The 24,412-nt window shown below is 72.0% G+C and carries 24 protein-coding genes and 1 pseudogene; 10 read left to right on the top strand and 15 right to left on the bottom strand.

From position 1 onward, the window contains the following. Positions 1–88 precede the first annotated feature (88 nt). Positions 89–742, top strand: a complete 654-nt coding sequence (locus tag DI272_RS03830; protein ID WP_109500669.1) for a TetR/AcrR family transcriptional regulator — start codon at positions 89–91, stop codon at positions 740–742. A gap of 374 nt (positions 743–1,116) precedes the next feature. Then, positions 1,117–1,632 (top strand): MarR family winged helix-turn-helix transcriptional regulator, encoded by a 516-nt coding sequence (locus DI272_RS03825; RefSeq protein WP_109493711.1) that lies wholly within the window; start codon positions 1,117–1,119, stop codon positions 1,630–1,632. On the opposite strand, the gene DI272_RS03820 is transcribed toward DI272_RS03825, so the two are convergent. Continuing rightward, complete coding sequence (locus DI272_RS03820; RefSeq protein ID WP_109493710.1) at positions 1,590–2,759, bottom strand: MFS transporter; 1,170 nt, start codon at positions 2,757–2,759, stop codon at positions 1,590–1,592. The genes DI272_RS03825 and DI272_RS03820 overlap by 43 nt on opposite strands. 54 nt (positions 2,760–2,813) lie before the next feature. Here DI272_RS03820 and DI272_RS03815 point away from each other — a divergent pair, with 54 nt between their 5' ends. From DI272_RS03815 to DI272_RS03800, 4 genes are all read left to right on the top strand, one after another. Beyond that, the gene (locus tag DI272_RS03815; protein ID WP_109493709.1) at positions 2,814–3,563 is read left to right on the top strand and encodes a helix-turn-helix transcriptional regulator; all 750 of its coding nucleotides are present in this window, start codon (positions 2,814–2,816) and stop codon (positions 3,561–3,563) included. Between the two features lie 83 nt (positions 3,564–3,646). Then, the gene (locus DI272_RS03810; protein WP_109493708.1) at positions 3,647–4,027 is read left to right on the top strand and encodes a MauE/DoxX family redox-associated membrane protein; all 381 of its coding nucleotides are present in this window, start codon (positions 3,647–3,649) and stop codon (positions 4,025–4,027) included. Then, a complete protein-coding gene (locus DI272_RS03805; RefSeq protein ID WP_109493707.1) occupies positions 4,024–4,491 on the top strand; it encodes a peroxiredoxin in 468 nt (155 codons plus the stop codon). The genes DI272_RS03810 and DI272_RS03805 overlap by 4 nt, the downstream gene beginning before the upstream one ends. 99 nt (positions 4,492–4,590) lie before the next feature. Beyond that, positions 4,591–6,930, top strand: coding sequence for a SpoIIE family protein phosphatase (locus DI272_RS03800; RefSeq protein WP_109493706.1), 2,340 nt, complete (start codon positions 4,591–4,593; stop codon positions 6,928–6,930). Here the strand turns inward: DI272_RS03800 and DI272_RS03795 are convergent, their stop codons facing one another. The 3 genes from DI272_RS03795 to DI272_RS03785 form a co-directional block, all read right to left on the bottom strand. Then, positions 6,931–7,365: a cupin domain-containing protein gene (locus DI272_RS03795; RefSeq protein WP_109493705.1), complete on the bottom strand. Its 435-nt coding sequence runs from the start codon at positions 7,363–7,365 to the stop codon at positions 6,931–6,933. Positions 7,366–7,463: 98 nt separating this feature from the next. Continuing rightward, positions 7,464–8,057 carry a DNA polymerase ligase N-terminal domain-containing protein gene (locus DI272_RS03790; protein ID WP_109493704.1) on the bottom strand — a complete coding sequence of 198 codons (594 nt, stop codon included), beginning with the start codon at positions 8,055–8,057 and terminating at the stop codon, positions 7,464–7,466. A gap of 41 nt (positions 8,058–8,098) precedes the next feature. Next, positions 8,099–8,929 carry an aldo/keto reductase gene (locus tag DI272_RS03785; protein ID WP_109493703.1) on the bottom strand — a complete coding sequence of 277 codons (831 nt, stop codon included), beginning with the start codon at positions 8,927–8,929 and terminating at the stop codon, positions 8,099–8,101. Between the two features lie 106 nt (positions 8,930–9,035). On the opposite strand from DI272_RS03785, the gene DI272_RS03780 reads away from it, so the two are divergent. Next, positions 9,036–10,100: a LacI family DNA-binding transcriptional regulator gene (locus DI272_RS03780; protein WP_109493702.1), complete on the top strand. Its 1,065-nt coding sequence runs from the start codon at positions 9,036–9,038 to the stop codon at positions 10,098–10,100. Here the strand turns inward: DI272_RS03780 and DI272_RS03775 are convergent. From DI272_RS03775 to DI272_RS03760, 4 genes are read right to left on the bottom strand one after another with little or no spacing between them, the layout of a single operon-like run. Then, positions 10,063–11,442 carry a glycoside hydrolase family 32 protein gene (locus DI272_RS03775; RefSeq protein ID WP_109493701.1) on the bottom strand — a complete coding sequence of 460 codons (1,380 nt, stop codon included), beginning with the start codon at positions 11,440–11,442 and terminating at the stop codon, positions 10,063–10,065. The two genes, DI272_RS03780 and DI272_RS03775, sit on opposite strands and share 38 nt — an antisense overlap. Further along, entirely contained in the window at positions 11,439–12,293 is an 855-nt protein-coding gene (locus DI272_RS03770; protein ID WP_109493700.1) for a carbohydrate ABC transporter permease, read from the bottom strand. The genes DI272_RS03775 and DI272_RS03770 overlap by 4 nt, the downstream gene beginning before the upstream one ends. Before the next feature lie 16 nt (positions 12,294–12,309). After that, positions 12,310–13,263 carry a carbohydrate ABC transporter permease gene (locus DI272_RS03765; protein ID WP_109493699.1) on the bottom strand — a complete coding sequence of 318 codons (954 nt, stop codon included), beginning with the start codon at positions 13,261–13,263 and terminating at the stop codon, positions 12,310–12,312. Continuing rightward, positions 13,260–14,669: an extracellular solute-binding protein gene (locus DI272_RS03760; protein ID WP_109493698.1), complete on the bottom strand. Its 1,410-nt coding sequence runs from the start codon at positions 14,667–14,669 to the stop codon at positions 13,260–13,262. The genes DI272_RS03765 and DI272_RS03760 overlap by 4 nt, the downstream gene beginning before the upstream one ends. 147 nt (positions 14,670–14,816) lie before the next feature. Between DI272_RS03760 and DI272_RS03755 the strand changes: the two genes are divergently transcribed. The 3 genes from DI272_RS03755 to DI272_RS03745 are packed head-to-tail and all read left to right on the top strand — an operon-like array spanning position 14,817 to position 18,010. Then, complete coding sequence (locus DI272_RS03755) at positions 14,817–16,364, top strand: glycoside hydrolase family 32 protein (protein ID WP_109493697.1); 1,548 nt, start codon at positions 14,817–14,819, stop codon at positions 16,362–16,364. Between the two features lie 21 nt (positions 16,365–16,385). Beyond that, positions 16,386–16,982 carry an AAA family ATPase gene (locus tag DI272_RS03750; protein WP_181387078.1) on the top strand — a complete coding sequence of 199 codons (597 nt, stop codon included), beginning with the start codon at positions 16,386–16,388 and terminating at the stop codon, positions 16,980–16,982. Between the two features lie 50 nt (positions 16,983–17,032). Further along, a complete protein-coding gene (locus DI272_RS03745) occupies positions 17,033–18,010 on the top strand; it encodes a TauD/TfdA family dioxygenase (protein ID WP_109500667.1) in 978 nt (325 codons plus the stop codon). 137 nt (positions 18,011–18,147) lie between these two features. On the opposite strand, the gene DI272_RS03740 is transcribed toward DI272_RS03745, so the two are convergent. The 7 genes and pseudogenes from DI272_RS03740 to DI272_RS03710 form a co-directional block, all read right to left on the bottom strand. Next, complete coding sequence (locus DI272_RS03740) at positions 18,148–19,650, bottom strand: metallophosphoesterase (protein ID WP_109493696.1); 1,503 nt, start codon at positions 19,648–19,650, stop codon at positions 18,148–18,150. A gap of 94 nt (positions 19,651–19,744) precedes the next feature. After that, positions 19,745–20,641, bottom strand: a complete 897-nt coding sequence (locus DI272_RS03735) for an MHYT domain-containing protein (protein ID WP_109493695.1) — start codon at positions 20,639–20,641, stop codon at positions 19,745–19,747. Positions 20,642–20,858: 217 nt separating this feature from the next. Beyond that, positions 20,859–21,139 (bottom strand): annotated as a pseudogene (locus DI272_RS45095) (VOC family protein); the annotation flags it as partial. Between the two features lie 7 nt (positions 21,140–21,146). Beyond that, positions 21,147–21,392 carry a hypothetical protein gene (locus tag DI272_RS03725; RefSeq protein WP_181387077.1) on the bottom strand — a complete coding sequence of 82 codons (246 nt, stop codon included), beginning with the start codon at positions 21,390–21,392 and terminating at the stop codon, positions 21,147–21,149. A 43-nt stretch (positions 21,393–21,435) separates the two neighbouring features. Continuing rightward, the gene (locus DI272_RS03720; RefSeq protein WP_109493694.1) at positions 21,436–22,635 is read right to left on the bottom strand and encodes a glycoside hydrolase family 64 protein; all 1,200 of its coding nucleotides are present in this window, start codon (positions 22,633–22,635) and stop codon (positions 21,436–21,438) included. Positions 22,636–22,822: 187 nt separating this feature from the next. Continuing rightward, the gene (locus tag DI272_RS03715) at positions 22,823–23,578 is read right to left on the bottom strand and encodes a dienelactone hydrolase family protein (protein WP_109493693.1); all 756 of its coding nucleotides are present in this window, start codon (positions 23,576–23,578) and stop codon (positions 22,823–22,825) included. 160 nt (positions 23,579–23,738) lie between these two features. Then, positions 23,739–24,359, bottom strand: a complete 621-nt coding sequence (locus DI272_RS03710) for an L-threonylcarbamoyladenylate synthase (RefSeq protein WP_181387076.1) — start codon at positions 24,357–24,359, stop codon at positions 23,739–23,741. Between the last annotated feature and the right edge of the window lie 53 nt (positions 24,360–24,412).

The raw sequence follows: 24,412 nt of genomic DNA, 5'->3' as shown, positions 1-24,412 counted from the left end.
CGTCCTCGGCATGAGGAAACGTGGCGTGACGGAACTCGGCATGACGGAACTCGGGTACGTCGACACGGCGAACGGACGGAAGGCGACGATGGCGGCAGGCAGGGCGGTACGGGCGGAGCAGGTCAGCGCGACCCGGGAGCTCATCCTGACGGCGGCCGAGCGGCTGTTCGCCGAGCGAGGTGTCTACGCCGTCTCCAACCGCCAGGTCGGCGAGGCCGCCGGACAGGGCAACAACACCGCCGTCGGCTACCACTTCGGCACCAAGGACGACCTGGTCCGCGCCATCATCCGCAAGCACGCGGCACGGATCGAGGAGATCCGGGTCCGGCTGCTGGCCGGGATCGGCGACTCCACGGACGTACGGGACTGGGTGGACTGCCTGGTACGCCCGGTTCCGGAGCACCTGGCGGCCCTCGGCAGCCCCACCTGGTACGCACGGTTCTGCGCCCAGGTCGCGACCGACCCGGCGCTGCACCGGATCATGGTCGAGGAGTCCCTATCCTCCCCGTCGCTGCGGCAGATCGTCGAGGGGCTCAGGCGCTGTCTGCCCGAGCTGCCCGCCGAAGTCCGCGCCGAACGCGGGGAGATGGCCCGCCACCTCATCCTGCACGTCTCCGCCGAGCGTGAGCGGGCCCTCGCCCACAACACCCCCACCCCGCGCGCCAGTTGGCAGCAGACCGCGTCCGGTCTCGCCGACGCGGTCATCGGGCTGTGGCAGGCACCGGTGACGCCGGAACGCTGAGGGCGGGCACCTTCGGTGTGAGCCGGGTCATGTCAGAAAGCCCCTGGCTCGCGCCTGAGGCGCCCGGCGCCGCGCCCGAAGTGCCGCACGCCGCCCCGAGTTTGCCGCGGTCTCATCGACCCGCTGCCCGCGGTCGGTGCGGACCCCGACCGGCCCGGATGTACGGCCAAGGCCCCGCCCGACGCCGGCGAGGGCGAGCTCGGCTTCAGGCGTACGGGTTCCTGCGCGGCCATGACATGCCGCCGAAGGTGATCCGGGGGTGCCGGCAGGCGGTTGCCGCCGGTGCGGTGGCAGGGGTCGCTCCCGCGCAGGGCGTCGGGTAACGCCCGCAGTAGATTACTTGAGTTACGCAACGGTAGGGTGAAATGGCTCGTATGTCCATGCCACCGCTGCCCGAGATCCCCGACGGTCCCGTGCCCGCCGAGGTGAGAGAGATCGAGCGGGCGCTCACCCGCATCACCTACCTGAGCACGCGCGCCCGGCGGCACGAACGGCTCATGGCGCTCGCGGGAGTGCCCCTGGACCGTGCCGCCGTGGCGCTGCTGCGGCAGATCGCCGACTCCGAGCCGCTGCGGCCGGGGGAACTGGCCAGCCGGCTGGGCGTGGAGGCCTCGCACGTGACCCGCACGGTGCAGCAGTTGCAGAAGTCCGGCCATGTCACCCGGGTCCCCGACCCCGACGACCGGCGCGCCCAGCGCATCGAACTCACCGAGGCCGGCCGCCAGGCCGTCGACCGGGTCCGGGACGCCGGGGCGCGCGGCATGATGCTCGCCCTGGCGGAGTGGTCGCCGGAGGAGCTGGGCCAGCTTGCCGCGCTGTTCCACCGCATGGTGGACGACTTCCTGGCCTACGCCGTCGACGAGGAGCCGGAGCCGGCGGGCACCGCCTGAGCCTCGCGGCCCGGCTCCCGCAGCCCGCACAGCAGCAGCCGGCCCACCATCGGCAGGCCGATGAGCGGAACCAGGGCGACCTGCAAGGACGTGGCGTCCGCGAGGGCACCCACCGCCGGGGCGGCCAGTCCGCCCACGCTCACGGTCAGCCCCAGCGTGACCCCGCTCGCGGTGCCGACCCGGCGCGGCAGACAGTCCTGCCCGAGCGTGACGTGCAGGGAGAACGGCACATACAGCCCGGCCGAGGCGAGCCCGACGCACACGAGGACCGACGGGCCGGGCACGAGCACCACGCCCGCGACCGCGAACACCGTCACGACGTACGACCACCGCACGACCGTCAGCCGCCCGTACCGCTCCGCGAGCCGGCCCCCCAGCACCGTGCCGAAGGCGCCCCCGGCGTACAGCACGCACAGCGCGGCGGTGCCCACCGCGTTCCCGCCGCCGGTGCGCTGACGGACGTACAGCGAGACGAACGCGCTCAGGCCGACGAACACCACCGACCGGCAGACGATCGCCCCCGACAGCCGCAGGAACGACGACCAGTCGTCGTGGCCCGGGTCACGGGTCGCAGCGGACGTCCCCGCCCGGTCGCCCGCGGCGCGTACCCCCGCCGCACACAGGACCGCCCCCGCGAGCGCGGGCACGACCAGCAGGGGGGTGGCGCGCAGACCGCCCGCCGTTACGACCGCCATGACCAGCAGCGGCGCCGCGGCAAAACCCACGTTGCCGCCCAGCGCGAACCAGCCCATCGCCGCGTGGCTGCCGCGTGCGGCGGCGCGGGCCGCGCGGGCGGCCTCCGGGTGGTAGGCGGCGACCCCGACACCGGAGACGGCCACCGCCGCGAGCGTCAGCCCGTACGAGTCCGTGACCCCGCTCAGCGCCACCCCCGCCCCGCCGGTCAGCGTGCTCAGCGGCAGCAGCCACGGCATCGCCCACCGGTCGGTGAGCGCCCCGAACAGCGGCTGCACCACCGACGACAGCAGCGACGCGGCGAGCACGAGTCCCGAGGCGGCGGCGTAGGTGTAGGCACGCTCGGCGACGAAGTACGGCACCAGGGCGGCGACGGCACCCTGATAGACGTCGACGCAGGCATGCCCCAGGGAGAGAGGGCGTATCGCGGTCATGAACCGATCGTCCCGGCGCCGGTGGATGGCGTGCTTCCGATAATCTGCCTGCTTGTGCCGGACATCCGCCATACTCCGACCGCACCGACCCGGGCGCAGAGCCTGGCCGCCGGCGCGCGCATCGACGCCCACCGGCACGACGACCACCAGATCGTCTACGCGGGCTCGGGCGTCCTGGCCGTCACCACCGACGCCGGGACCTGGTTCGCACCCGGCAACCGCGCCATCTGGGTCCCCGCGGGCACGGTCCACGCCCACCGCGCCCACGGCCACCTGGGCCTGCACCTGGTCGGTCTGCCCGCCGACGACAACCCGCTCGGCCTGGACGCCCCCACCGTCCTCGCCGTCAGCCCGCTGCTGCGCGAGCTGATCGTCGCCTACACCCGCGACCCCGACGACCGCGGCCCCGAACGCGGGCGGCTGCTCGGCGTCCTGCGCGACCAGCTCCGCGCCTCGCCCCAGCAGCCCCTGCGCCTGCCCACCGCCACCGATCCGCGCCTCGCCGCCGTCTGCGAGATCCTCCACGCCGACCCGGCCGACCCCCGCACCCTCGCCGCCTTGGGCACCGCCACCGGCGCGAGCGAGCGCACCCTCAGCCGCCTCTTCCGCGCCGAGTTCGGCATGACCTTCCCGCAGTGGCGCACCCAGTCCCGCCTCTACCACGCCCTGCGCATGCTGGCCGACGGCCACCCCGTCACCACCGTCGCCCACCGCTGCGGCTGGTCCTCCACCAGCGCCTTCATCGACGTCTTCCGCCGTTCCTTCGGCCACACCCCCGGAACCCACAACCGGCGTTCCCCGTAGGCGAGGCGGCCGGGGGAGGCCGCCGCACGACCTGCCTGTACCGTCCAGTAATATCGCGCGGCAGGCCCCCCATAGGAGGAACCGTGCCGCGGTCCCAACGCTCCCCCCTGCTGCTCGCCGGCCTGCTGGCCACCGCGGGCGCCGCCCATTTCGCCAACCCCCGCCAGTTCGACGCCATCGTCCCCAGCGCCCTGCCGGGCAAGCCGCGGACCTGGACGTACGCCAGCGGTGCCGTGGAGCTGGCGCTGGCCGCCGGGGTGGCGCTGCCGCGGACCCGGCGCGCGGCGGCGCTCGCCACGGCCGCGTTCTTCGTCGGGGTCTTCCCCGCCAACGTGAAGATGGCCGTCGACTGGCGCGACCGGCCCGCTCCGCAGAAAGCGGCCGCCCTCGGACGGCTGCCGCTGCAACTCCCCCTCGTGCTGTGGGCACGCAACGTCGCGAACAACGGAAAGGGCCGGGCATGACCAAGGCGATAGCGGTCGGTGACACGATCGAGGACTTCGAGCTGCCGGACGAGTCCGGCACGCCGCGCAGCCTGACCTCGCTGCTGGCCGACGGGCCGATCGTGCTGTTCTTCTACCCGGCCGCGATGACGCCGGGCTGCACCGCCGAGGCCTGCCACTTCCGTGACCTGGCCGCCGAGTTCGCCGCCGTCGGCGCTCGCCCCGTCGGCATCAGCGGGGACTCCGTGGCGCGCCAGCAGGAGTTCGCCGGCAAGCACGCGCTCGGCATGCCGCTGCTGTCGGACGAGGACGGGGCGATCCGGGAGCGGTTCGGTGTGACCCGCGGGTTCTCGCTGGCGCCCACCAAGCGGGTCACCTTCGTCATCGCGCAGGACCGCACCGTCCTGGAGGTCGTCCGCAGCGAACTGCGCATGAACACCCACGCCGACAAGGCGCTCGCCGCCCTGCGGGCCCATCGGAAGTGACGCGGGGCCGGGGCCGGCAGGGCACCTCTGTGTGACGCCCGAGTCCTGGAGGCCGTACCGAGGTTGATGCGGTGCGGCAAAGGGACCATCCTGGACGCTATGGAGCACGCCTCCGCCGCGGCGATCATCGACGCCCGCGGCACGGTGACGGGGTGGAGCGACGGTGCCCGGCGACTGACCGGCTACCCGGCCGAGGAGGCCGTGGGACGTGCGGCGTACGAGCTGCTCGCCGAGGACCCGCCGCCCGAGGCCGTCGCGGCCCGGGCGGGCACCGTCCTGCTGCGCCACCGCGACGGCACACCCGTCGCCGTGCCCCTGCGGGCCTGCGAGGTGCTCGGCCCGGACGGAGCGCCCGCCGGATTCGTGATCACCGCCGAGCAGCCCGCCGAAGCCGATCCCACCCTGGCCGGACAGGCCTTCCAGCAGGCCTCCATGGCCATGGCGGTCTTCGACGCGGACCAGCACTACCTACGGCTCAACGACGCCGCCTGCCAGGTGATGGGAGTCCCCGAGGAACACCTGCTCGGCCGCCACTTCGCCGCGGCCGTCGAGGACGCCGAGCACAGCCCGGGCTTCGGCCGGCATCTGCGGCACGTCGCCGAGACCGGCCGGCCCCTGCACTACGAGAGCCACACCCGCGCCCCCTCCGGCAGCCGCTACCACGCCTGGAACATCGAGATGTGGCCGGTGCGCAACGCCCTCGACGAACTCGTCGGCGTGGCCCTGGCGGCCTTCGACAGCACCGAGCAGCACTGGGCCCGGCAACGGCTGGCCCTGCTGAACGAGGCCGCGGACGCCATCGGCACCACCCTGGACGTCGTCCGCACCGCCGAGGAACTCGTCTCGCTCGTGGTGCCCCGGTTCGCCGACTTCGCCAGCGCCGACCTCTTCGAATGGGTGCTCGGCCCCGACGAGCCGCCGAGCATGCTGCCCGAGGACCTCGTGCTGCGCCGGGTCGCCCACGGCTCGGCCACCGAGGGCACCCCCGAGGCCGCCGTGCACCTGGGCTTCACGGACGTCTACCCGCCGTACTCGCCGCCCGCGCGCGCCATGCGGGAGGGCCGCGCCGTGCTCGGCCGCGCCGGGGACCCGGCCTTCGACCGCTGGGTCCGGGAACGCAACGCCCGCGCACCCCGGGGCAAGCGCTACCGCGAGGGCGCGCACTCGATGATCGCGGTGCCGCTGCGGGCCCGGGGGACCATGCTGGGGGTCGCCGTCACCGTCCGCATCGGCCACTCCGACCCCTACGTCCAGGACGACGCCGCCCTCGCCGAGGAACTCGCCAGCCGGGCCGCGGTCTGCGTCGACAACTCCCGCCGCTTCGCCCGCGAACGCACCACCGCCCTGGCCCTCCAGCACAGTCTGCTGCCGCGCGGGCTCCCCGGCCAGGCCGCCGTCGAGGTCGCCCACCGCTATCTGCCGTCCGGCTCGCTCGCCGGCATCGGCGGCGACTGGTTCGACGTGATCCCGCTGTCCGGCAGCCGGGTCGCCCTGGTCGTCGGTGACGTCGTCGGCCACGGCATCGCGTCCTCCGCCACGATGGGCCGCCTGTGCACGGCCGTCCGCACCCTCGCCGACGTCGACCTGCCGCCCGACGAACTCCTCACCCACCTCGACGACCTGGTCTCCCACCTCGCCGCCCACGACGGCGACGAGGAGGTGGCGGAACTGGGCGCGACCTGCCTCTACGCCGTCTACGACCCCGTCTCGCGCCGTCTCACGTTCGCCGCCGCCGGCCATCCGCCGCCCGCCCTCCTCCTGCCCGACGGAACCGCGGAATGCGTCCCCATGACGGCGGGGCCCCCGCTCGGCGTCGGCGGCCTGCCTTTCGAGGCCACCGAGATGGACCTGCCCGAGGGCGCGATCGTCGCCCTCTACACCGACGGCCTCGTCGAGGACCGCGACCGGGACATCGACCACGCGACGAGCGAACTGTGCCGGGCGCTGACCGCGCCCGCGACTTCCCTCGACGCCCTGTGCGACACGGTCCTGAAGGCCGTCCTGCCGGAGGAGCCCAGCGACGACGTGGCCCTGCTGCTGGCCCGCACCCGGGCGCTCGGCGCGGACCGCGTCGCCACCTGGGACATCACGCCCGACCCCGCGCAGGTGGCCCAGGCCCGGCAGGCCGCCACCGAGCAACTGACCACCTGGGGACTGGACGAGGCCGCCTTCGTCACCGAACTCGTCGTCAGCGAACTCGTCACCAACGCCATCCGGTACGGCCAACCACCCGTCCAGCTCCGCCTGATCCGCGACCGCAGCCTCATCTGCGAGGTCTCCGACGGCAGTTCCACCTCACCCCACCTGCGCCGCGCCCACGCCTACGACGAGGGCGGGCGCGGACTGCTGCTGGTGGCCCAGCTCACCCAGCGCTGGGGCAGCAGACAGACCGGCTCCGGCAAGACGATCTGGGCCGAACAGCCGCTGCCGCCCCCCTGATCACTCGAACGCGCAGCCCGGGTTGGGCGCGTCCTCGGAGAACGGCGAGCCGTGCGGCAGCACGTACAGCACGTCCAAAACGAGCGGGGTGTCGCCGAGGTTGCGCCCGATGTGCACATGGCCCGGACCGGCCGGCTCCTGGACGAAGTCGCCCTGGTCGTACACCCCGTCGGAGGCACAGGTGGAGTCGAAGTGGCTCAGCGTGCCCTGCCGCACGAACGCGTAGAGCGGGCCGTCGTGGTAGTGCCAGCCGGTGGCCTGACCGGGCGGAACCGTGATCTCCCGGACGACGTAGTCCGTGTCGCCCACGGTCTTCTGGCTGATCAGCTTCGCGGTGACGCCGGGACCCGGCGGCGTGGCACCAGCGGTGCCACCGGTGAGGACGGCGGCCACGGCCACCGCCGCGGCCGTACCGACGCGGAGCGACGTGCGCATACGAGGGCCTCCAGGGGTTCGAGCGGTCGATCGACGACGTACCGCTGCGAACATAGAGGCAGGGCGGGGCAGTTGGGGGCAGGTTCAGCAGACTGTCATCAGCCGTCCCCGGCGACCTGGGCGAGGGTGCGGCCGGAACGGACCGAGCGGGCCCGGCGCGGATCGGGCGTCCCCTGCCGCCGCGCGCGGTCCGCGGAGCCCTTCACCAGCAGCCAGGACTCGTCCTTCCCGGTGCGGAACCGGGTGAGGGCGTACTCGCCGCGCAGCTTCTCCCCGTGCAGCCGGAAGGTGGCGTGCCCGCGGTCCAGCGACTCCTCGAAGCCGACGGGCCGCCCCTTCCGGTCGTGGCTGAGCGGCTCGAACGTCCCGCGGTCCCACACGATCACGGTCCCGCCGCCGTACTCGCCCGACGGGATCACCCCTTCGTACTCCTCGTACTCCAGCGGATGGTCCTCGGTCGGCACGGCCAGTCGCCTGTCGCGGGGATCGCCCGACGGCCCCTTGGGTACCGACCAGGACTTCAGAACGTCGCCCACCTGCAAGCGGAAGTCGAAGTGCAGGGTGCTCGCGTCATGGATCTGCACGACGAACCGGGGCCCGGCGCCCGCCGGCGCCCGCCGCCCCCGCGGTTCTCCGGTCCGGCCGAAGTCCCGCTTGCCGTGGTAGTCCCGCAGCCGCTCCCGCTCAGCCATCCGTGCCTCCTTCGCCGGGCCGCACCGAGTACCCCGCGGGCTCAGAACTCCTCGTGCGTCTCCGGGTCGCCGCCGATGCGCCGGTGGCTGCGGTCGGCGAGCGCCGTGAGCTGGGCGGGGTCGAGTTCGAAGCCGAAGACGTCGAGGTTCGCGCGCTGCCGCTCAGGATCGGACGACTTCGGGATCGGGACCGCGCCGAGCTGGGTGTGCCAGCGCAGCACCACCTGCCCGGGCGTCACCCCGTGGGCCTCGGCGACACCGGACACGACGGGGTCGTCCAGCAGGTCGGAGCCGTGGCCCAGCGGGCTCCAGCTCTCGGTGACGATGCCCTTCGCGGCGTGGAAGGCCCGCAGCTCCTCCTGCGGGAAGAGCGGGTGCAGCTCGATCTGGTTGACGGACGGCAGTACGCCGGTCTCCTTCTCCAGCCGCTCGATGTGCTCCGGAGTGAAGTTGGAGACCCCGATCGACCGCACGAGGCCGTCCTCGCGCAGCTTGATCATGGCCCGCCAGGAGTCCACGTACTTGTCGACGCGGGGGAGCGGCCAGTGGATGAGGTAGAGGTCGACGTAGTCGAGCCCCAGGCGGCGGCGGGACTCCTCGAAGGACGCCAGGGTCTCCTCGTAGCCGTGGTGGCGGCCCGGGACCTTGGTGGTCACCACGACCTCCTCGCGCGGGACACCGCTGCGGGCGATGCCGAGCCCGACACCGGCCTCGTTGCGGTAGTTCGTCGCCGTGTCGACCAGGCGGTAGCCCATGCCCAGCGCCCCGGCCACCGCCCCTTCCGCCTCCGCGTCGTCCAGGGGCCAGGTGCCCAGGCCGATGGCCGGGAACCGCGTGCCGTCGTTGAGCGTGTGTGCCGGGATGCTGATCACTGCAGGACCTTTCCCTCGACCATGTCCTCCTTCCAGCCTCACGGATAGGGTGAGCGGTGATCAAGTGGACGGCGGGACAACGCGCGAAATGAGGACAGCGGACGGCATGGGCAGCACCGAGGAGCGGCAGCCGACGGGCACCGGACGCCCCACGTCACGGGATGTGGCGCGGCTCGCCGGGGTCTCGCACACCGCGGTCTCCTTCGTCTTCAACGGCCGCGCCGAGGGCAACCTCTCGCCCGCCACCCAGGAACGCATCCGCCGGGCCGCCGCCCAGCTCGGCTACCGCCCCGACCCCGTCGCCCGCGGCCTGCGCCGCCGCCGTACGGCCGTGATCGGCCTGGTCACCGACGAGATCGCCTCCTCGCCCTTCGCGGGCCGGCTGCTGCGCGGCGCCATGGAGACCGCCTGGGACAGCGAGCACCTCGTCCTGACCGTCGACTCCGGCGGCGACCCGGCCAAGGAGGACGCGGCGGTCGCCGAACTCCTCGACCGGCGCGTGGACGGCATCATCTACGCGGCGTTCTCGCTGCGCCGGGTCCGGGTCCCCGAGGGACTGCACCGCACCCATTCCGTCCTCGCCAACTGCATCCCCGAGGACGACTCGCTGCCCGCCGTCATCCCCGCCGAGCGTGCCGGCGGCCGCACGGCGGCCCGTCTGCTCCTCGACGCGGGCCACCGCAGGATCGCCCATGTCGGCGGCCTCGACGACATCGCCTCCGTGGAACGGCTGCGCGGCTTCCGCGACGCCCTGCGCGCCGAGGGCATCACGGTGCCGAAGGAGTGGGTGGTGCGGACGGGCGGCGAGATCTCCGGCGGCCACGAGGGCGCGCTCCGGCTGCTCGACGGGGTGCCCGCCGACCGCCGCCCCACCGGCATCTTCTGCTACAACGACCGGGTCGCGGCAGGCGTCCTGCACGCCGCGACCCGGCTCGGGATCAGCGTCCCCGAGGACCTGTCCGTGGTCGGCTACGACGACCAGGAGCACATGGCCGCCCACCTCTCGCCGCCGCTGACCACGGTCGCGCTGCCGCACCGGGCGATGGGCGAGGCGGCGACGCGGCTGCTCCTGGACGCGATCGAGACGGGCCGGACGCCGCCCGCGACGGTACGGCGTCTCGCCTGTCCGGTGATCACCCGCTCGTCGGTGGGACCTGCTCCCATCCGATGACGGTCGCCCCGGACCCCGTCACGGTGAGCTCCGGTACGTCGTCGCCGCGCCGGTAGACCCGTTCGGTGACCGTCGCCCGGTCGTCGGCGAACACCTCCAGCAGGGAGCCGTCGACAAGGATGCGCACCCGCCGGGCGGGCACCCGCACCACGATCGGCGCCGCACTCCCCGGACGCGGCCACCCGCCGCGGTCCACCGTCACGGTGCCCTCGTCCGGATCGAGCCGGACGGTCAGCTCCGCGCCCCCGGCCGACCGCAGCAGAGCGACGGTCGTCCGGGTGCGCGCGGTGACCGTCAGGTCGTACGACCGCGGCAGCGGGGTGCGCTCCCGCGGCGCGGTCACGAACGGCTCGGGCGCGCGCAGCAGTTCGAGTTCCGGCGCCGGTACGACGCTCGGGGCCCCGTCGGCATGGACGCCGACGACCCTGGGCGCGGTGAGGGTGCCGGCCCAGCCCGCGCGGTCGACCTCCCCCTGTTCGCGGGCCTCCCAGGACCAGCCCCACAGCAGGGCCCGGTCCGACTCCTGGAGCACGGCGGGGGCGTAGAAGTCACGCCCGTGGTCGAGTTGGCCGCCGCCGCGCGCCACGAACCGCAATCCGGCCTCGCCGTCGGCCTCCAGACGGCCCGTCAGACAGCCGGTGGTCATCGGGTCGCCGTCCCACAGCGACACCACCAGCACCCACTCCCCGCCCGCCGTCGCATACAGCTGCGGGCACTCCCAACCGACGGCCTTGTCGCCGAACACCTGCGTCGCGACAGGGTCGTTGCCGTCCAGCAGCACGCCCGCGAACCGCCAGTCGGCCAGGTCGTCGCAGTCGTAGAGCAGGACCGAAGGCGTGCCGTCGGCATGGCCCGCGCCGACCAGGGCCCAGCGTCGCCCGCCCCGGCGGAAGACGAACGGGTCGCGGAACATCACCACGTCCAGGCCGTCCGGCGGTCCGCTCACGACGGGTGCGGGCAGCGGCTTCCAGTCGGTGAGGGTCTCGTCGTCCGGGACCACCGCCCGGGCCAGGCAGATGGCGCCGAGGCCGGTGTGCCGGCGGTCGATGCCGGTGTAGACGGCGGTCGGCACGCCGTCGTCGTCGACCACGCAGCCCGACCAGCAGCCCGCCTCGTCGGGGCCGCCGGGGGTCGGTGTGAGCGCGATCGGATGGTGCTCCCAGTGGGCGAGGTCGGGGCTGGAGACATGGCCCCAGTGGACGTTCGCGTGCACTGGGGCGTCCGGGTTGTGCTGGTAGAAGAGGTGGTAGCGGTCCCGCCAACGGAACGGCCCGTTCGGGTCGTTGATCCAGTGGGCGGGCGGGCGGACCCGGAAACGCGGGGCGTCGGGGTCGACGTTCAACGGTTGACTCCTGCGGACGTGATGCCCTCACGCAGAGGGCGCTGGCCGACGACGAACACGGCGACGGCGGGGATCATGGAGAGCACGACACCGGCGAGGACCACCGAGATGGAGCCGGTGCCGAGGTTGCCCTGGAGGGAGACCAGACCCAGCGGCAGGGTGTAGTTCTGGCCGGAGGTCTCCAGGATCAGCGGGCGGAAGAACTCGTTCCAGTGGTAGTTGAAGGCCAGCACGCCGACGATCGCCAGGCCGGGCGTGGCCAGCGGCGCGTAGACCGAGCGGAAGGTCCGCCAGGGCCCGCAGCCGTCCAGCATCGCGGCCTCGCCCAGGTCCTTCGGCATGCCGAGGAAGTACTGCCGCATCAGGAAGGTGCCGAAAGCGGTCGGGAACGCCGGAATGATCAGACCGAGCAGCGTGTCGGTCAGCCCCATCGACTTGAGCACCAGGAACACCGGAACGATCGTGACCTGCAGGGGGACCATCATGGTCGCCAGGACCAGACCGAACAGCGGCTTCTTGAAACGGAACTCCAGGCGGGCGAAGGCATAGCCCGCGAGTCCGGCCGTGATCATCTGGCCGACCGCGATCAATCCGGTCACCAGGGTGGAGTTCAGCGCGAGCAGCCACACGTCGATCTGGTCGAAGACCCCGCGATACGACTCCACGGTCGGACTGGTCGGAATGATCTTCGGGGGCAGGTCGAAGGACTCGGCGGGGGTGCGCAGCGAGGTCGAGACGGTCCAGATGACCGGGCCCAGGGTCAGCAGGGCGCAGATCGCCAGTCCGGCGATCCGCGCCCAGGGCGCGAGGGTGTGCCGTGCCCGGCTCGCGGTCAGGGTCGCTTGGCTCATGGGGAGTTCACCCGGCTCACTGGTAGTGGACGAAACGCCGGCTGAGCCGGAACTGGAGGGCGGTGACCGCCATGACGAGCACGAACAGCAGCACGCCCACGGCGGACGCCTCGCCGAAACGGAGCTGCTCGAACGCGGTCTCGTAGATGACCATCACGACGGTGCGGGTGGAGTCGCCGGGCCCGCCGTCGGTCAGGACGTACGGCTGCTCGAAGACCTGGAGCGCGTTGATGATGCCGACCACCGACGCGACGAGCAGGGTCGGCGACAGCAGGGGCAGCGTGACGCTGAGGTGCTTGCGCAGCCCGGTCGCGCCGTCGAGGGAGGCGGCCTCGTGGATCTCCTTGGGGATGTTGTTCAGACCGCCGACGAACAGCAGGAACGAGAAGCCGAACTGCTGCCAGACATAGACCAGGATCACCGCCGCCATCGCGGAGTTCTCCGAGGTCAGCCAGGGCACCGGAGCGATCCCGATCAGCCCGAGCAGCCAGTTCACCACCCCGAAGTCCTGGTTGAACAAGTACTTCATCACCACCGAGATCGACGCGGCGGAGAGGATGAGGGGGAAGAAGAACGCCGAGCGGAACACCGACCGCAGCCACACCGGCATACGTCCGTTGACGGCCAGGGCGAGGACGAGCGCGATCGACAACTGGAGCGCCACCGCGAGCACCATGAACACGAGCGTGTTGCGGAAGGAGACCAGAACGGTCGAGTCGCTCACCATCTCCCGGTAGTTGGCCGCACCGGCGAACGTGGGCGAGTCGATCACGTTCCAGTGGAAGAGGCTCAGCACGACCGATCCGGCGATCGGGACGACCGTGAAGATCACGATGCCGACGACCGTCGGCGCCAGGAACAGCGCGGCCAGCAGCCGGGTGCCGCGGTCACGGGCGGACGCCCGGGGCGCGGGAGCCTCCGGTGCGGCCGGCGGCCGCGGCCGTACGGGCGGTATCTGGGTGTTCGTCATACGTCACGCTCCATGGCCGTCTCCAGGTCGGACTGCATCCGGCGCAGCGCGGGGGCCACCGAGCGGCGCGAGGCGAGGGCGGTCCCGGTGTGCTTGAGCAGTACCTGCTCGACCTCGGCGACCTGCGGCGGGGCGGGGATCGGCCCGGTGTCGGGGAACTTGTCGAGGGTGTCGTAGAAGACCTGCCAGTGGTTCGGGCCCATCTCCCGGTAGCGGTCGGCGGTCAGCATCGAACGGCGGGCCGGGGTGGTCTGGTTGGTCTCGAAGAGCCGCATCAGGGTGTCCCGCCGGGCGGCGAACTTGATGAACTCCCATGCCTCGTCCTGCCGTTTCGAGGTCCGCAGCAGGGCATAGCCGGCGGCGCCGAACTGCATGCGCTGGGTGCGCCAGCGCGGGAAGTACTGCACGTCGAAGCTGCCGGGCTTCATCCCCGCCAGATTCAGACCGCCCGCCCAGAAGCCGCCCGCCGGGGTGACGCCGACCCGGCCGGTGGAGAACACACCGATGAGGTTCTGGCCGTTGCCGCCCTCGGGGCGGGTGCACAGGTCCTCCTGGATGAGAGAGGCGAGGTAGTCGTACGCCTCCTCCACGCGTTCGTGGGTGGCCTGCGGGGTCGTCCACCGGTAGCCGCCGCCGCGGCCCCGCCGGTCGGCGGCCGGATAGAAGGAGTCCCACAGCCAGGCGCCGCCCGGCGCCTTGGACTCGCTCAGCAGGTTGGTGCCGTTGGCGAACAGCCACGGCACCACCCCGCCCCACAGGCGGTTGGTCCAGAAGTACGGCGTGAACTGCGAACCGCTGGACTTCTTCATGTCCCGCAGCAGCGCGGTGAAGTCGTCGCGGGTCCAGTCGGCGGCCGGGAAGGACGCGCCCGCCCGCTTCAGGACCTGGTTGTTGAGGTAGATGTCGGCGGCGTTGAACTCGACGGGGAGCTGGTAGAGGCTCCCCTCGTACATCATCGACTCGACCAGCGAGGGGTGGACGTCGGCGAAGTACTCGCGCAGTTCGTCCGCGTCCCGCTTCACCCACTTGTCCAGCGCGACGCCGAGGCGCTGGGCGAACAACTGGACGCCCTCGGTCGCGACGTAGACGAGGTCGGGGGCGGTGCCCGCGGCGATCTGGGTGAGGATCTTCGCGAAGAAGTCCGACCAGTCGGTGGCCTGCACCGCGTTGATCCGCAGCTTGATGTCGGGGTGGACCCGCTTGAAGCCCTCGGTGAGCGTGCGGATCGCCTCCGGGCCGTAGGCCGGGCCGAGGGTGGCGACGACGAGGGAACCGTCGTCCCTGCCGGGTATGTCGGCTCCGGTGAGCCGGTCCCAGCTCGCGGCGGTACCGGCCAGCGCGGCGGCGCCCGCGCCGTAGGCGCCGTACCGCAACAGCGCGCGGCGGGAGAAGTGCGAGTCGGTCATCCAACGGGCCTAACTCGTGTTAGTTCAGGGTTGACGCCCCAGATGATGGGAAGGGTGACGCGGTGCTGTCAAGGCTCGTGACAGGTTCTCCTTTAACGAGTTAGAACCCTTGACCTTTAACGAGTTAGGTCGCACAGTCCTGAGGCCATGACAGTTTCCAGAAGAGCGCTCTTCGTGGGTTCGGCGGCCGGGGCGGCCGGTGCCCTGCTGCCGGCGTCACCGGCCACCGCGAGACCCAGGGCGGCCGGGACCTGCGCGAGTTACCGCGCCGCGTACCACTTCACGGTCCCCGACCAGTGGAAGAACGACCCCCAGCGACCGGTGTGGATCGACGGCGAGTACCACTACTACTACCTCTACAACCCCGACTACCTCACCGGCGGCACCGAGGCGGGCACCGCCTGGCGGCTGGCCACCAGCCGGGACCTGGTCTCCTTCACCGACCAGGGGATCGCCGTACCGAAGGACACCACCGTCAACGGCGACGTCTGGTCGGGCTCGGCGGTCGTCGACACCGAGAACACCGCGGGCTTCGGCGCGGGCGCGGTGATCGCCCTGGTCACGATGTCGCCCGGCGGCGGCACCGACCACCAGGAGCAGTTCCTGTACTACTCCACCGACGGCGGCCGCACCTTCCGCAACCACGGCACCGACCCGGTGCTGCCCAACCCCGGTGTGCGCGACTTCCGCGACCCCAAGGTGATCCGCGACGAGGAACGCGGCCGCTGGGTCATGGCCCTCGCCGAGAACACCAAGATCGGCTTCTACCACTCGGCGGACCTGAGGTCCTGGACGTACGCGGGCGACTTCGTCAAGGACGGCATCGGCGTCCTCGAATGCCCGGACCTGTTCCGCATCACCGCCTCCGACGGCACCGTGAAATGGGTGCTGGGAGCGAGCGCCAACGGCAAGGCGTCCGGGCTGCCCAACACGTACGCGTACTGGACCGGTTCCTTCGACGGCACCGCCTTCACCGCCGACGCGAGCGATCCGCAGTGGCTCGACCACGGCTGGGACTGGTACGGGGCCGTCACCTTCGAGAAGCGCGATGCCGACGGCACCCTCGACGACCGCGCCCGGTACGCGATCGGCTGGCTCAACAACTGGGACTACGCCAACACGACCCCCACCATCGACTGCGACGGCTTCAACGGCACCGACTCGATCGTCCGTGAGCTCACCCTGAAACGAGCCGCGACCGGCACCTACTACCTGGCGTCACGGCCGGTGGCCACCCTGGACGACCACGTCTCCCGCACGATCGAACTCGGCGACCTGCCGGTGTCCGGCACCCGCGTCCTCGACCACACGGGCATCTCCTACGAGGTGACGACCGAGATCACCTGGGAGTCGCTGACCGGCGCCGGCCTCCAGCTGCGGCGCTCCGCCGACGGAAGCCGGCACATCGACGCGGGCGTCTACGGCGACTACGCGTTCCTCAACCGCCGCAACACCGTCAACCCCGACGCCTCCGGCAGGTGGCAGGAGAGCCACAGCCCCTTCGACGCGTCCGCCCGCACGGTGAAGCTGCGCATCCTCGTCGACCGCACGTCGGTGGAGATGTTCGTCGACGACGGTCGCCACGTGCACTCCTCGGAGGCGTTCCCGTACCTGGTCGACACCGGGCTGGCACTGTTCTCGATCGACGGCACGGCGGTCTTCCGGAACACCGTGATACGCGAGTTCGCCGTGTGAGGCCCCACTAGGGTCGGTGGCATGCGCGTGCTGCTCATCGGAGGGACGTCCCACACCGGCAAGTCGACCGTGGCCCGGGCCGCCGCCGAGCGGCTCGGGTTCGCGTATCGGCCGACGGATCTGCTGGCCCGGCACCCGGGCCGGCCCTGGCGGACACCGGAGCGGGAGGTGCCGCCGCACGTCGCCGAGCACTACGGCACGCTCGGCGTCGACGAGCTGATCCGCTCGGTGCTCGACCACTACGCACGCCTGTGGCCGCGCATCGAGGAGATCGTCACCGAGCATGCCCGCGGCGACGGGCCGGGCCTGGTGCTGGAGGGCTCCGCGCTCTGGCCCGGCCGGGTCGCCGCGCTCGACGTCCCGCACACGGAGGCCGTCTGGCTCACCGCGGACGACGAGGTGCTGGCGGACAGGATGCACGCGTCGGCACGCTACGCGGCGGCGACGGCCGAGGAGCGGCAGCTCGTCGACACGTTCCTCGCCCGCACCAGGCGCTTTCAGCAGCTGATGCGGGAATCCGTCGACGCGGCCGGACTGCGCCGCATCGACACCAGCGGACGGTCCGTGCCCGACCTGGTGGAGGAGATCCTGGTCGGGCACTGTCGCCAGGGCCCGTGATCGCTGACACGATCTTCGTCAAGGAGCCGCGGACGACCGACGGAGCACGCATGACGACGAACACGGGCATGGACGCGACGGCAGCGGAGGGCATCCCCGGGATCGAGGTGAAACCGGTCGCCGGACACATCGGGGCGGAGATCACGGGTGTCGACCTGGCCGGGGAACTCGACGACACCGTGGTCGCCGCGATCCGTGCGGCCGTCCTGCGGTGGAAGGTGGTGTTCTTCCGGGACCAGAAGCTCGACCACGCCGGGCATGTCGCGTTCGCGCGCCGGTTCGGCGAACCGGTCGTGCTGCGCAAGCGCGGGAGCGCCTCGCCGCCGGACTTCCCCGCGGTGGAGACGACCGCCGACCGGCTGGAGCTGGGCGGGAGGTTCGGCATGGAGCACGACGAGTGGCTCCAGCGCCGCCGGCACACCCTGCTGCGCGGCTGGCACTGCGACCACGGCGCCCGCATCGACCCGCCCGCCGCCACGATCCTGCGGGCCGAGACCGTTCCGCCGTACGGCGGCGACACCACCTGGTCCAACCTGGCCGCCGCCTACGCCGGACTCTCCGCCCCGGTACGGCGGTTCGTGGACGGCCTGCGCGCCGAACACCGCCTTGGCGTCGGCTACCAGCCCCGCCCCGGCGACGACGCCTACGTGCGCCACCTGCTGGACCACCAGGTCGCCTCGCTGCACCCGCTGGTCCGCGTCCATCCGGAGACGGGGGAGCGGATCCTGTACGTCAACGGCTACTACGTCGAGCAGATCGCCGACGTCTCCCGGGCGGAGAGCCGGGCCCTGCTGGAGCTGCTGCTGGAGCAGGCGGTGCGGCCCGAGTACACGGTCCGCTTCCGCTGGGAGCCGGGCAGCGTGGCGTTCTGGGACAACCGGGCCACCATCCATCTCGCCCCGAGCGACAACGCCCACCTCGGTTACCCCCGGACCATGCACCGGGTGATGCTGGCCGGGGACGTGCCGGTGGGCGTGGACGGCGAGCCGTCGGAGCCGATCGTGGGGACCGGGGCAGGGCGGTGGTGAGCCTGGCCGCCGACCGGCCGACAGCGGGGATGGGGACGTGATTCTCGTGCTCCAGGGCGGGTGGCACGGCCCCGCCACGGGTCATGGGTCGATGGCGTGCGGCGGGGCCGACCCGGCCGTGTCCCGGCGTGCTGCCCTCAGGTCAGGGCGATGGTGACCTCGTCCTCCACCGGCGGATCGAGCTCCTGGGCGAGGTTGCCGGTCGCCGCGTGGCAGCGCAGCCTCATGGACTCCGGGGTGACGTCCAGGCGCAGGAAGCACTTGAAGAACGGCGGGCTGTACGTCGCCGAACTCGGTGAGAACAACTGGGTGTAGATCTTCCGCACGGGAAGCCGGAACCGCTTCGGCCGGTCGGGGCGCCGCCCGGTGCCCAGCAACCCGGCGACCAGACGGGTGCGCCAGGTGATGCGGGCCGCCGGGCCGGGGGCGCGGCCCGGCCGGATCCGCAGCCGTTCGGCGACGACGGCCGCCGCCTCCGCGTCGGTGAGGGTGAAGAAGCGGCGCAGCCGCAGCCGACGGCCGTAGAGCCTGCTGTAGAAGGCCAGCGAGTCGCCGCGCAGGGGATAGCAGCGGAAGGTGTCCTCGGTGACGTTCGCGATGTCGACGCGCGGGATGGTGTGGGTGGCGTGCATGAAGGCACCGCCGCCGCCCGAGACCACGTACTGGATGGTGCGGCCGTCCACGTCGACCGGGTAGCGCTGGTAGTTGTGGATGTCGCCGCCTATCGCCGCGACGTAGTGGTGCGCCGGGTCGCGGACGATGTCGTCGACCGTGCCGCCGCCGTCGATGGGGCAGGGGTGGTGCTCGCCGTCCACGTACAGGGGCGAGCCGGTGACCAGTATCTTCGGGCGCGGCCCCCGGGACACCTCGCGCAGCCAGGCGCCCTGCTCGGCGTCGAGGGTGCCGAGCAGTCCGGTGTCGATGCCTATGATCCGCACCGGTCCGGCGTCGATCGCCCAGTACGGGCCCGGCTGGACGGCCTGTTGGGCCGGTGCGGACCTCAACTGCCGTGCCTCGTCGAGGTGTCGGCCGTCGCCGCGACGCGGGCGGTGCCAGAGCAGGGAGCGCAGCCAGGCACGGCTGAGCGGGCGCGGGGCGGGTTCGGGGGTGAGCGGTGGGGCGTCGTCGCAGAAGACGCGCATGAACCCGCCGAGGTCCTCGTACCAGTCGTGGTTGCCGGGTATCGCGTAGATGGGCGCCCGGTAGTCCTGGTACGGGCGGAAGAACTTGGTGCCGTAGTCGTCGGCGCTGCCGACGGGGTAGATCACGTCGCTGGCGAGCACCGTGAAGCTGGTGTCCTGACTGATCCTCAGAAAGCCCGGCACGACAGCGTATTGCGGTGCGTCGCCCTCGCCGGTGTCGCCGATGACCATGAAGGAGAAGCGGTCCGGGTCGTCGCGCCGGATCACCTTGTCCGCCGGTGCGCCGGCCGCGGCCCGCTGGGCGACCCAGCGGCTTCTGGTCCGGCCCGTCGGGTCGCCGAACCAGGAGGCCAGCACGCCGTTGCGGGCCGCCCACAGCATCCGGGGGTCGAGCCAGGAGATCTTCTCGACCTCGGACGGCATCCGGCGTTCGTACTCGCCGCGTTCGGCGGCACCCCAGCCGGCGCCCTCGGCGGTATCACGTGAAGAGTCAGACACCGGTGCACCGTAACAATGATCTAGGAGAGGCCGGTCGGCGGGGAGGCATGCTGCCGGTGAACGGACCTGGGAAGGGCGGTTGTTGGGGGCCGGGTCACCGTTCGACGGTGCGTCGCGGGGTGTCGTACGGGTGCGGGCGTGCGCTCGTGGGGCCGGTGGGGGTCTCGAAGAGCGAACTGTGCGTCGGTGCGGGGGTCGTCCCTTCGGCGGGTCGCACGGCCGGCCTGCGATGCGCGGTGGGGCGGTTCCAGTCGCCGTCGCCCAGCACCAGCAGGGGGTCGAACATCACGACCACGCCGGCCAGCACGAGGAAGATGACGGGCCCCACCAGCATGGGCAGCAGCAGCGAGGACGCCGAGGCGCCGGCCCAGGCGCCGCCGGTGGTGCCGTGCACATGGACGGAGACGGCGGCCATCGCCGTGTAGTGCATGCCCGAGACGGCGACGCCCATCACCAGGCTGGCGCCGAGGCTGGTCAGGAAGCCCCGGATGGTGACGGCCGCCCAGAGGGCCGCGGTGGCGGCGACGATCGCGATGACGATGGAGAGGCCGACGGTCAACGCGTCATAGTTGATGGCGCCGTTGAGGCGCATGGCGTACATGCCCAGGTAGTGCATCGCCGCCACGCCGAGCCCGGTGACGATGCCCGCGAAGGACAGGCTGGCGGTGCCGGCGCCGCGGTAGCCGACGATGAAGACTCCGATGCCGACCACGACGATCGCCACGGCCAGGCTGAGAAGCGTGAGGCCCGTGTCGTAGCGGATGCGGGTCTCCTCGACCTGGAACCCGATCATCGCGATGAAGTGCATGGTCCAGATGCCGCACCCGATCGACGCGGCACCGAGCGCCAGCCAACCGGGCTTCCACGACTGGGTGTTCAGCAGCGACCGCACGATACAGCGCAGCCCCAGGGCCCCTCCCAGACACGCCATCACATAGGCCGCGACCGGGGTCACCGCGCCGTAGCGGAATCCGTCGACGGTGCCTTCCATACGCCAACTCCCCCCAGAGTCACGCGAGGTCTGGGGGCAAGGTCTACGCCGTAAGGGCCGTATAAAGCAAGCATTTACCGGGAGTAACAGAGGAACTCTGGACTGCTGTGTGTTCACTTCGGTCACATGGGGGCGAGATCGGGCCATGATCGTGCCTGTGGGGCGCGTGACTTCTTGCGGCGCTGCCTGGCCGGTCGGCCCGCCGTCGCTCGCACGCCACCGGCTCCCCGATGCCCAGCAGATTGCCCTCGCTGTCCCGGAACCAGGCGGCGCGACCTCCCAGTCCATCCGGGTGGACGTGCCGGAGGCGGCGCCCGCCGAGCTGAACAGGGCGAACTCCGTTCCGCCGCAACGGTGCAGCAGGCCACCGGGCCGCTCGTCGACGGGCTCCGGGCCGAGCACCTCGGAGTAGAACCGCCGCGCCCGGTCCAGGTCCTGCGCCGGCAGCCTGGTCGCCACGCGGCCCCGCGCCAGAACGTTCCCGTCGGCTGCGTCCATCCCTCCTCTACGTCCACCCCTCCTCTGTGCCGCCGAGAACCTGCCTCGGCGTCCGGGCGGGCGCCCGGGCGAACGCCGCTCCGACTGCGCCGCGAAGCCGCCCGGTGCCGGGGCGTCGGTGGCGTTGGAGGCGTACGTACTGGCCGCCGATGTGGGCGAGTTCACCGGACGCCGACACCGCGTGGCGGGAGCCGGACGGTGTCGGGTCGTGCGGGGCGGGCGGGTTGGTGATCGTGCGGTGGGTGGTCGTCATCGGGGTCCCGGCATCCCGCACCGCGCTGGTCGTTCCGGACGGCTCAGCTCAACGGGTCCAGCGTCAGATACGCCTGGAGCGGATTGCCGTCGTGCACCAGGGACTCGTGTTGTCCGACGTCGTCGAAGGCGAACGCGTACGCCTTGCCGTCCGCCATCTGGCCGTGGATGACGCGGGCGTAGTGGTTGGTCACCGGGTCCTGGTAGAAGGACGCCGACGACGTGTCCGGCTGGGCGGGGTTGGTGAGCAGGGTCGAGCGGTTGAAGCCGGCGCACAGCGTGCGGGAGATCGGGCCGCGGACGGCGTCGTTCGGGGCGTCGAGGAGCTTGTGGCAGCCGAAGACACTGCTGGCGTCCGGCTTCTGGAAGCTGGTGACGACCGCGCCGGAGGAGTCGGTGAAGTTCATGACGCCGCCGGAGACCCGGCCGTAGTACTTCGTGTTCGGCTGGTCGGCGAACGGGCTCACCGTGAGGGTCGTCGTGGCGTACTTCTGCCAGACCCGGTTGATGTAGTCGTCCAGGACGGAGGCCGGCAGGGCCCCGGTCTCCAGGCCGTAGGCGGGGGAGAGGGCGCGCAGTGCCGTGCCGTCGGCGCGGGTCTGGACCAGGCCGGCCCAGCCGCCCGACTGGCCGCGCAGGGCGTCGAAGACGGCCTTGTAGCCACCGGACTTGAGGCGGCCGGTGCTGATCGTGGTGCCGTCGGAACGCTGGACGCCGACCGCGTAGGGGGCGGAGAACATGTCGACCTGGGTGCTGTTGAGCCACAGGCCCGAGTCGTTGAGCGTGTACTCCGACCAGTTGAAGAGGATGTCGCGGTTCGGGTCGCTCGGGTTCTGCACCGCCGGCTGCACCAGACCGCCGGTGGTCAGGCGGAACACCAGCTTCTGGCCGTACGAGAAGTAGATGCGGCCCGAGAACTTGGGGATGCGGATCGTCTTCGACTGGCCCGCCGCCGGGCCCGATATCGACGCGTCCGGTGCCGGCGTGGGCGGGTTGCCGCCCGTGGGCCAGGCGTGGAAGGTGCCGTCCGCGTCCGCCCAGCCCTGCTGGCCGGTCGCCAGGTTCGTGCCGAGGTTGTAGACGTAGACCGGGTCGCCGCGGCCCGAGTTGTTGGTCAGCTTGAGCGGGATCGTGGCGGGTACCGCGCCGCTCGCGGTCGTCGGCGCGCCGAGTGTGAGCAGCGCGCCGAGCAGGGCTGCCGATCCTGCCGCCGCCAGGAGCCGATGCCTGAGTCGTCCGAGCACTCTCCACCTCCGTGGGGGGATAGGGGAGGGACGGAGATTGGTCCGTACCTGTTTGTGAGAGCGCTCTCAGAGTTGCGCTGCGACGCGGGCATGTCAATGAGATCGACGGAATGCGCCCGAAGGGGGAGGGAGCGGGGAGGGGCGGGGCGGCGGTCACGGGGGCCCGGTGCGCCGCCCCGAGGTTGCTTCAGAACGTCCGCTTCAGCAGGTCCAGCAGCGCCGCCCAGTGCCGCTCGGCGCCCTCGTGGTGGTACGCCGCGGTGTCGGCCTGCGTGTAGCCGTGGTGCGCGCCGGGGTAGACCTCGCTGCGGTGCCGTACGCCCGCCGCGGTGAGGGTGTCGTCCAGGAGCTTGATCTGCTCCGGCGGCATCGAGGGGTCCTCGTCGGCGTGCCCGAAGTACAGCTCGGCGGTGACCCGTTCGGCCACCAGGTGCGGGCTTTCCGGGGCGTCGGTGGCGAGCCTGCCGCCGTGGAAGCCGGCCGCGGCGGCCACCCGGTCCGGGTAGGTGCCGGCGGTGAGCAGGGCGAGCCGGGCGCCCATGCAGTAGCCGGTCAGCGCCACCGGACCGTCGGCCGTGAACGGGCTCTCGGCCAGCCAGGCCAGGTAGGCGCCGGCGTCGCGCATCGCGAGCTCGGGGGTGAGGGACTGCATGACGGGGCCGATCGCGTGCCACAGGTCGGGCCGCGCGTCGGTGTCGATGAACTCCGGCAGCTCGAACACCGGCGAACGGCCGTGCCGGTAGAAGACGTTGGGCACCAGGACCGTGTACCCCTCCGCGGCGAGCCGGTCGGCCATCGACCTCAGGTGCGGGCGCAGGCCGAAGGCGTCCTGGTAGAGCAGGACGCCGGGGTGGGGGAGCCCGTCGTCGGGGCGGGCGAGATAGGCGTCGGCGACGCCGTCCGCGGTACGGATGTCCACGGCTGTTCCCTGTACGGAGGTCATGGGGGGTGCCTCTCTGTGCATGCGGTGGCGAGCGGCTCGCCGGCCCTGGGGTGGGGCGGGCCGGCGGATATCGTTTCATGCTGCATGTAAGTGGACCGCGAGGCCCCCTGCCCCAGTACTCCGTGGTCAGGATGCGAAAGCCCCTCGGCGCACGCTCTGCTCACTCGAACCGCGTCGTGTCGCCCGCTCCCCGCCGCACGATCTCCGCCTCGCCGTCGGAGAAGTCGATGACGGTCGTCGGCTCGGTGCCGCACTCGCCGGAGTCGAGCACCGCGTCCAGTACATGGTCGAGGCGGTCCTTGATCTCCCAGCCCTGGGTCATCGGTTCGTCCTCGTCGGGCAGGAGCAGAGTGCTGGAGAGCAGCGGCTCGCCCAGCTCGGCGAGCAGGGCCTGGGTGACGACGTGGTCGGGGATGCGGACGCCGACCGTCTTCTTCTTCGGGTGCTGCAGCATGCGCGGCACCTCCCGGGTCGCCGGCAGGATGAACGTGTAACTGCCCGGTGTCGAGGCCTTGATGACACGGAACACGTCGTTGTCCACCCGTACGAACTGGCCCAGCTGAGCGAAGTCCTGGCACACGAGGGTGAAGTGGTGCCGGTCGTCCAGATGGCGGATCGTGCGGATGCGCTCGATGCCGTCACGGCTGCCGAGGCGGCAGCCGAGCGCGTAACAGGAGTCCGTCGGATACGCGATGAGTGCCCCGTCCCGGATGCTGTTCGCGACCTGGGAGATGGTGCGCGGCTGGGGGTTGTCGGGGTGCACGTCGAAGTACTTCGCCATTCGCCGAGCTTATGCCGTTCCGGACGCGTCGGCCGTGCGGGAGGGTGGTGAGA

Origin of the sequence: Streptomyces sp. Act143, assembly GCF_003143935.1 — a bacterium.
In the GTDB taxonomy this organism is placed as follows: domain Bacteria; phylum Actinomycetota; class Actinomycetes; order Streptomycetales; family Streptomycetaceae; genus Streptomyces.
This window is presented reverse-complemented; position numbering and strand designations above follow the sequence as displayed.

Excerpts from the sequence above, each read along its gene's own strand:
- DI272_RS03830 (WP_109500669.1), top strand. The coding sequence starts at position 89 with ATGGCGGCAGGCAGGGCGGTACGGGCGGAGCAGGTCAGCGCGACCCGG.
- DI272_RS03825 (WP_109493711.1), top strand. The coding sequence starts at position 1,117 with ATGTCCATGCCACCGCTGCCCGAGATCCCCGACGGTCCCGTGCCCGCC.
- DI272_RS03820 (WP_109493710.1), bottom strand. The coding sequence starts at position 2,759 with ATGACCGCGATACGCCCTCTCTCCCTGGGGCATGCCTGCGTCGACGTC.
- DI272_RS03805 (WP_109493707.1), top strand. The coding sequence starts at position 4,024 with ATGACCAAGGCGATAGCGGTCGGTGACACGATCGAGGACTTCGAGCTG.
- DI272_RS03800 (WP_109493706.1), top strand. The coding sequence starts at position 4,591 with ATGGAGCACGCCTCCGCCGCGGCGATCATCGACGCCCGCGGCACGGTG.
- DI272_RS03795 (WP_109493705.1), bottom strand. The coding sequence starts at position 7,365 with ATGCGCACGTCGCTCCGCGTCGGTACGGCCGCGGCGGTGGCCGTGGCC.
- DI272_RS03790 (WP_109493704.1), bottom strand. The coding sequence starts at position 8,057 with ATGGCTGAGCGGGAGCGGCTGCGGGACTACCACGGCAAGCGGGACTTC.
- DI272_RS03780 (WP_109493702.1), top strand. The coding sequence starts at position 9,036 with ATGGGCAGCACCGAGGAGCGGCAGCCGACGGGCACCGGACGCCCCACG.
- DI272_RS03770 (WP_109493700.1), bottom strand. The coding sequence starts at position 12,293 with ATGAGCCAAGCGACCCTGACCGCGAGCCGGGCACGGCACACCCTCGCG.
- DI272_RS03765 (WP_109493699.1), bottom strand. The coding sequence starts at position 13,263 with ATGACGAACACCCAGATACCGCCCGTACGGCCGCGGCCGCCGGCCGCA.
- DI272_RS03760 (WP_109493698.1), bottom strand. The coding sequence starts at position 14,669 with ATGACCGACTCGCACTTCTCCCGCCGCGCGCTGTTGCGGTACGGCGCC.
- DI272_RS03755 (WP_109493697.1), top strand. The coding sequence starts at position 14,817 with ATGACAGTTTCCAGAAGAGCGCTCTTCGTGGGTTCGGCGGCCGGGGCG.
- DI272_RS03750 (WP_181387078.1), top strand. The coding sequence starts at position 16,386 with ATGCGCGTGCTGCTCATCGGAGGGACGTCCCACACCGGCAAGTCGACC.
- DI272_RS03745 (WP_109500667.1), top strand. The coding sequence starts at position 17,033 with ATGACGACGAACACGGGCATGGACGCGACGGCAGCGGAGGGCATCCCC.
- DI272_RS03735 (WP_109493695.1), bottom strand. The coding sequence starts at position 20,641 with ATGGAAGGCACCGTCGACGGATTCCGCTACGGCGCGGTGACCCCGGTC.
- DI272_RS03725 (WP_181387077.1), bottom strand. The coding sequence starts at position 21,392 with ATGACGACCACCCACCGCACGATCACCAACCCGCCCGCCCCGCACGAC.
- DI272_RS03715 (WP_109493693.1), bottom strand. The coding sequence starts at position 23,578 with ATGACCTCCGTACAGGGAACAGCCGTGGACATCCGTACCGCGGACGGC.
- DI272_RS03710 (WP_181387076.1), bottom strand. The coding sequence starts at position 24,359 with ATGGCGAAGTACTTCGACGTGCACCCCGACAACCCCCAGCCGCGCACC.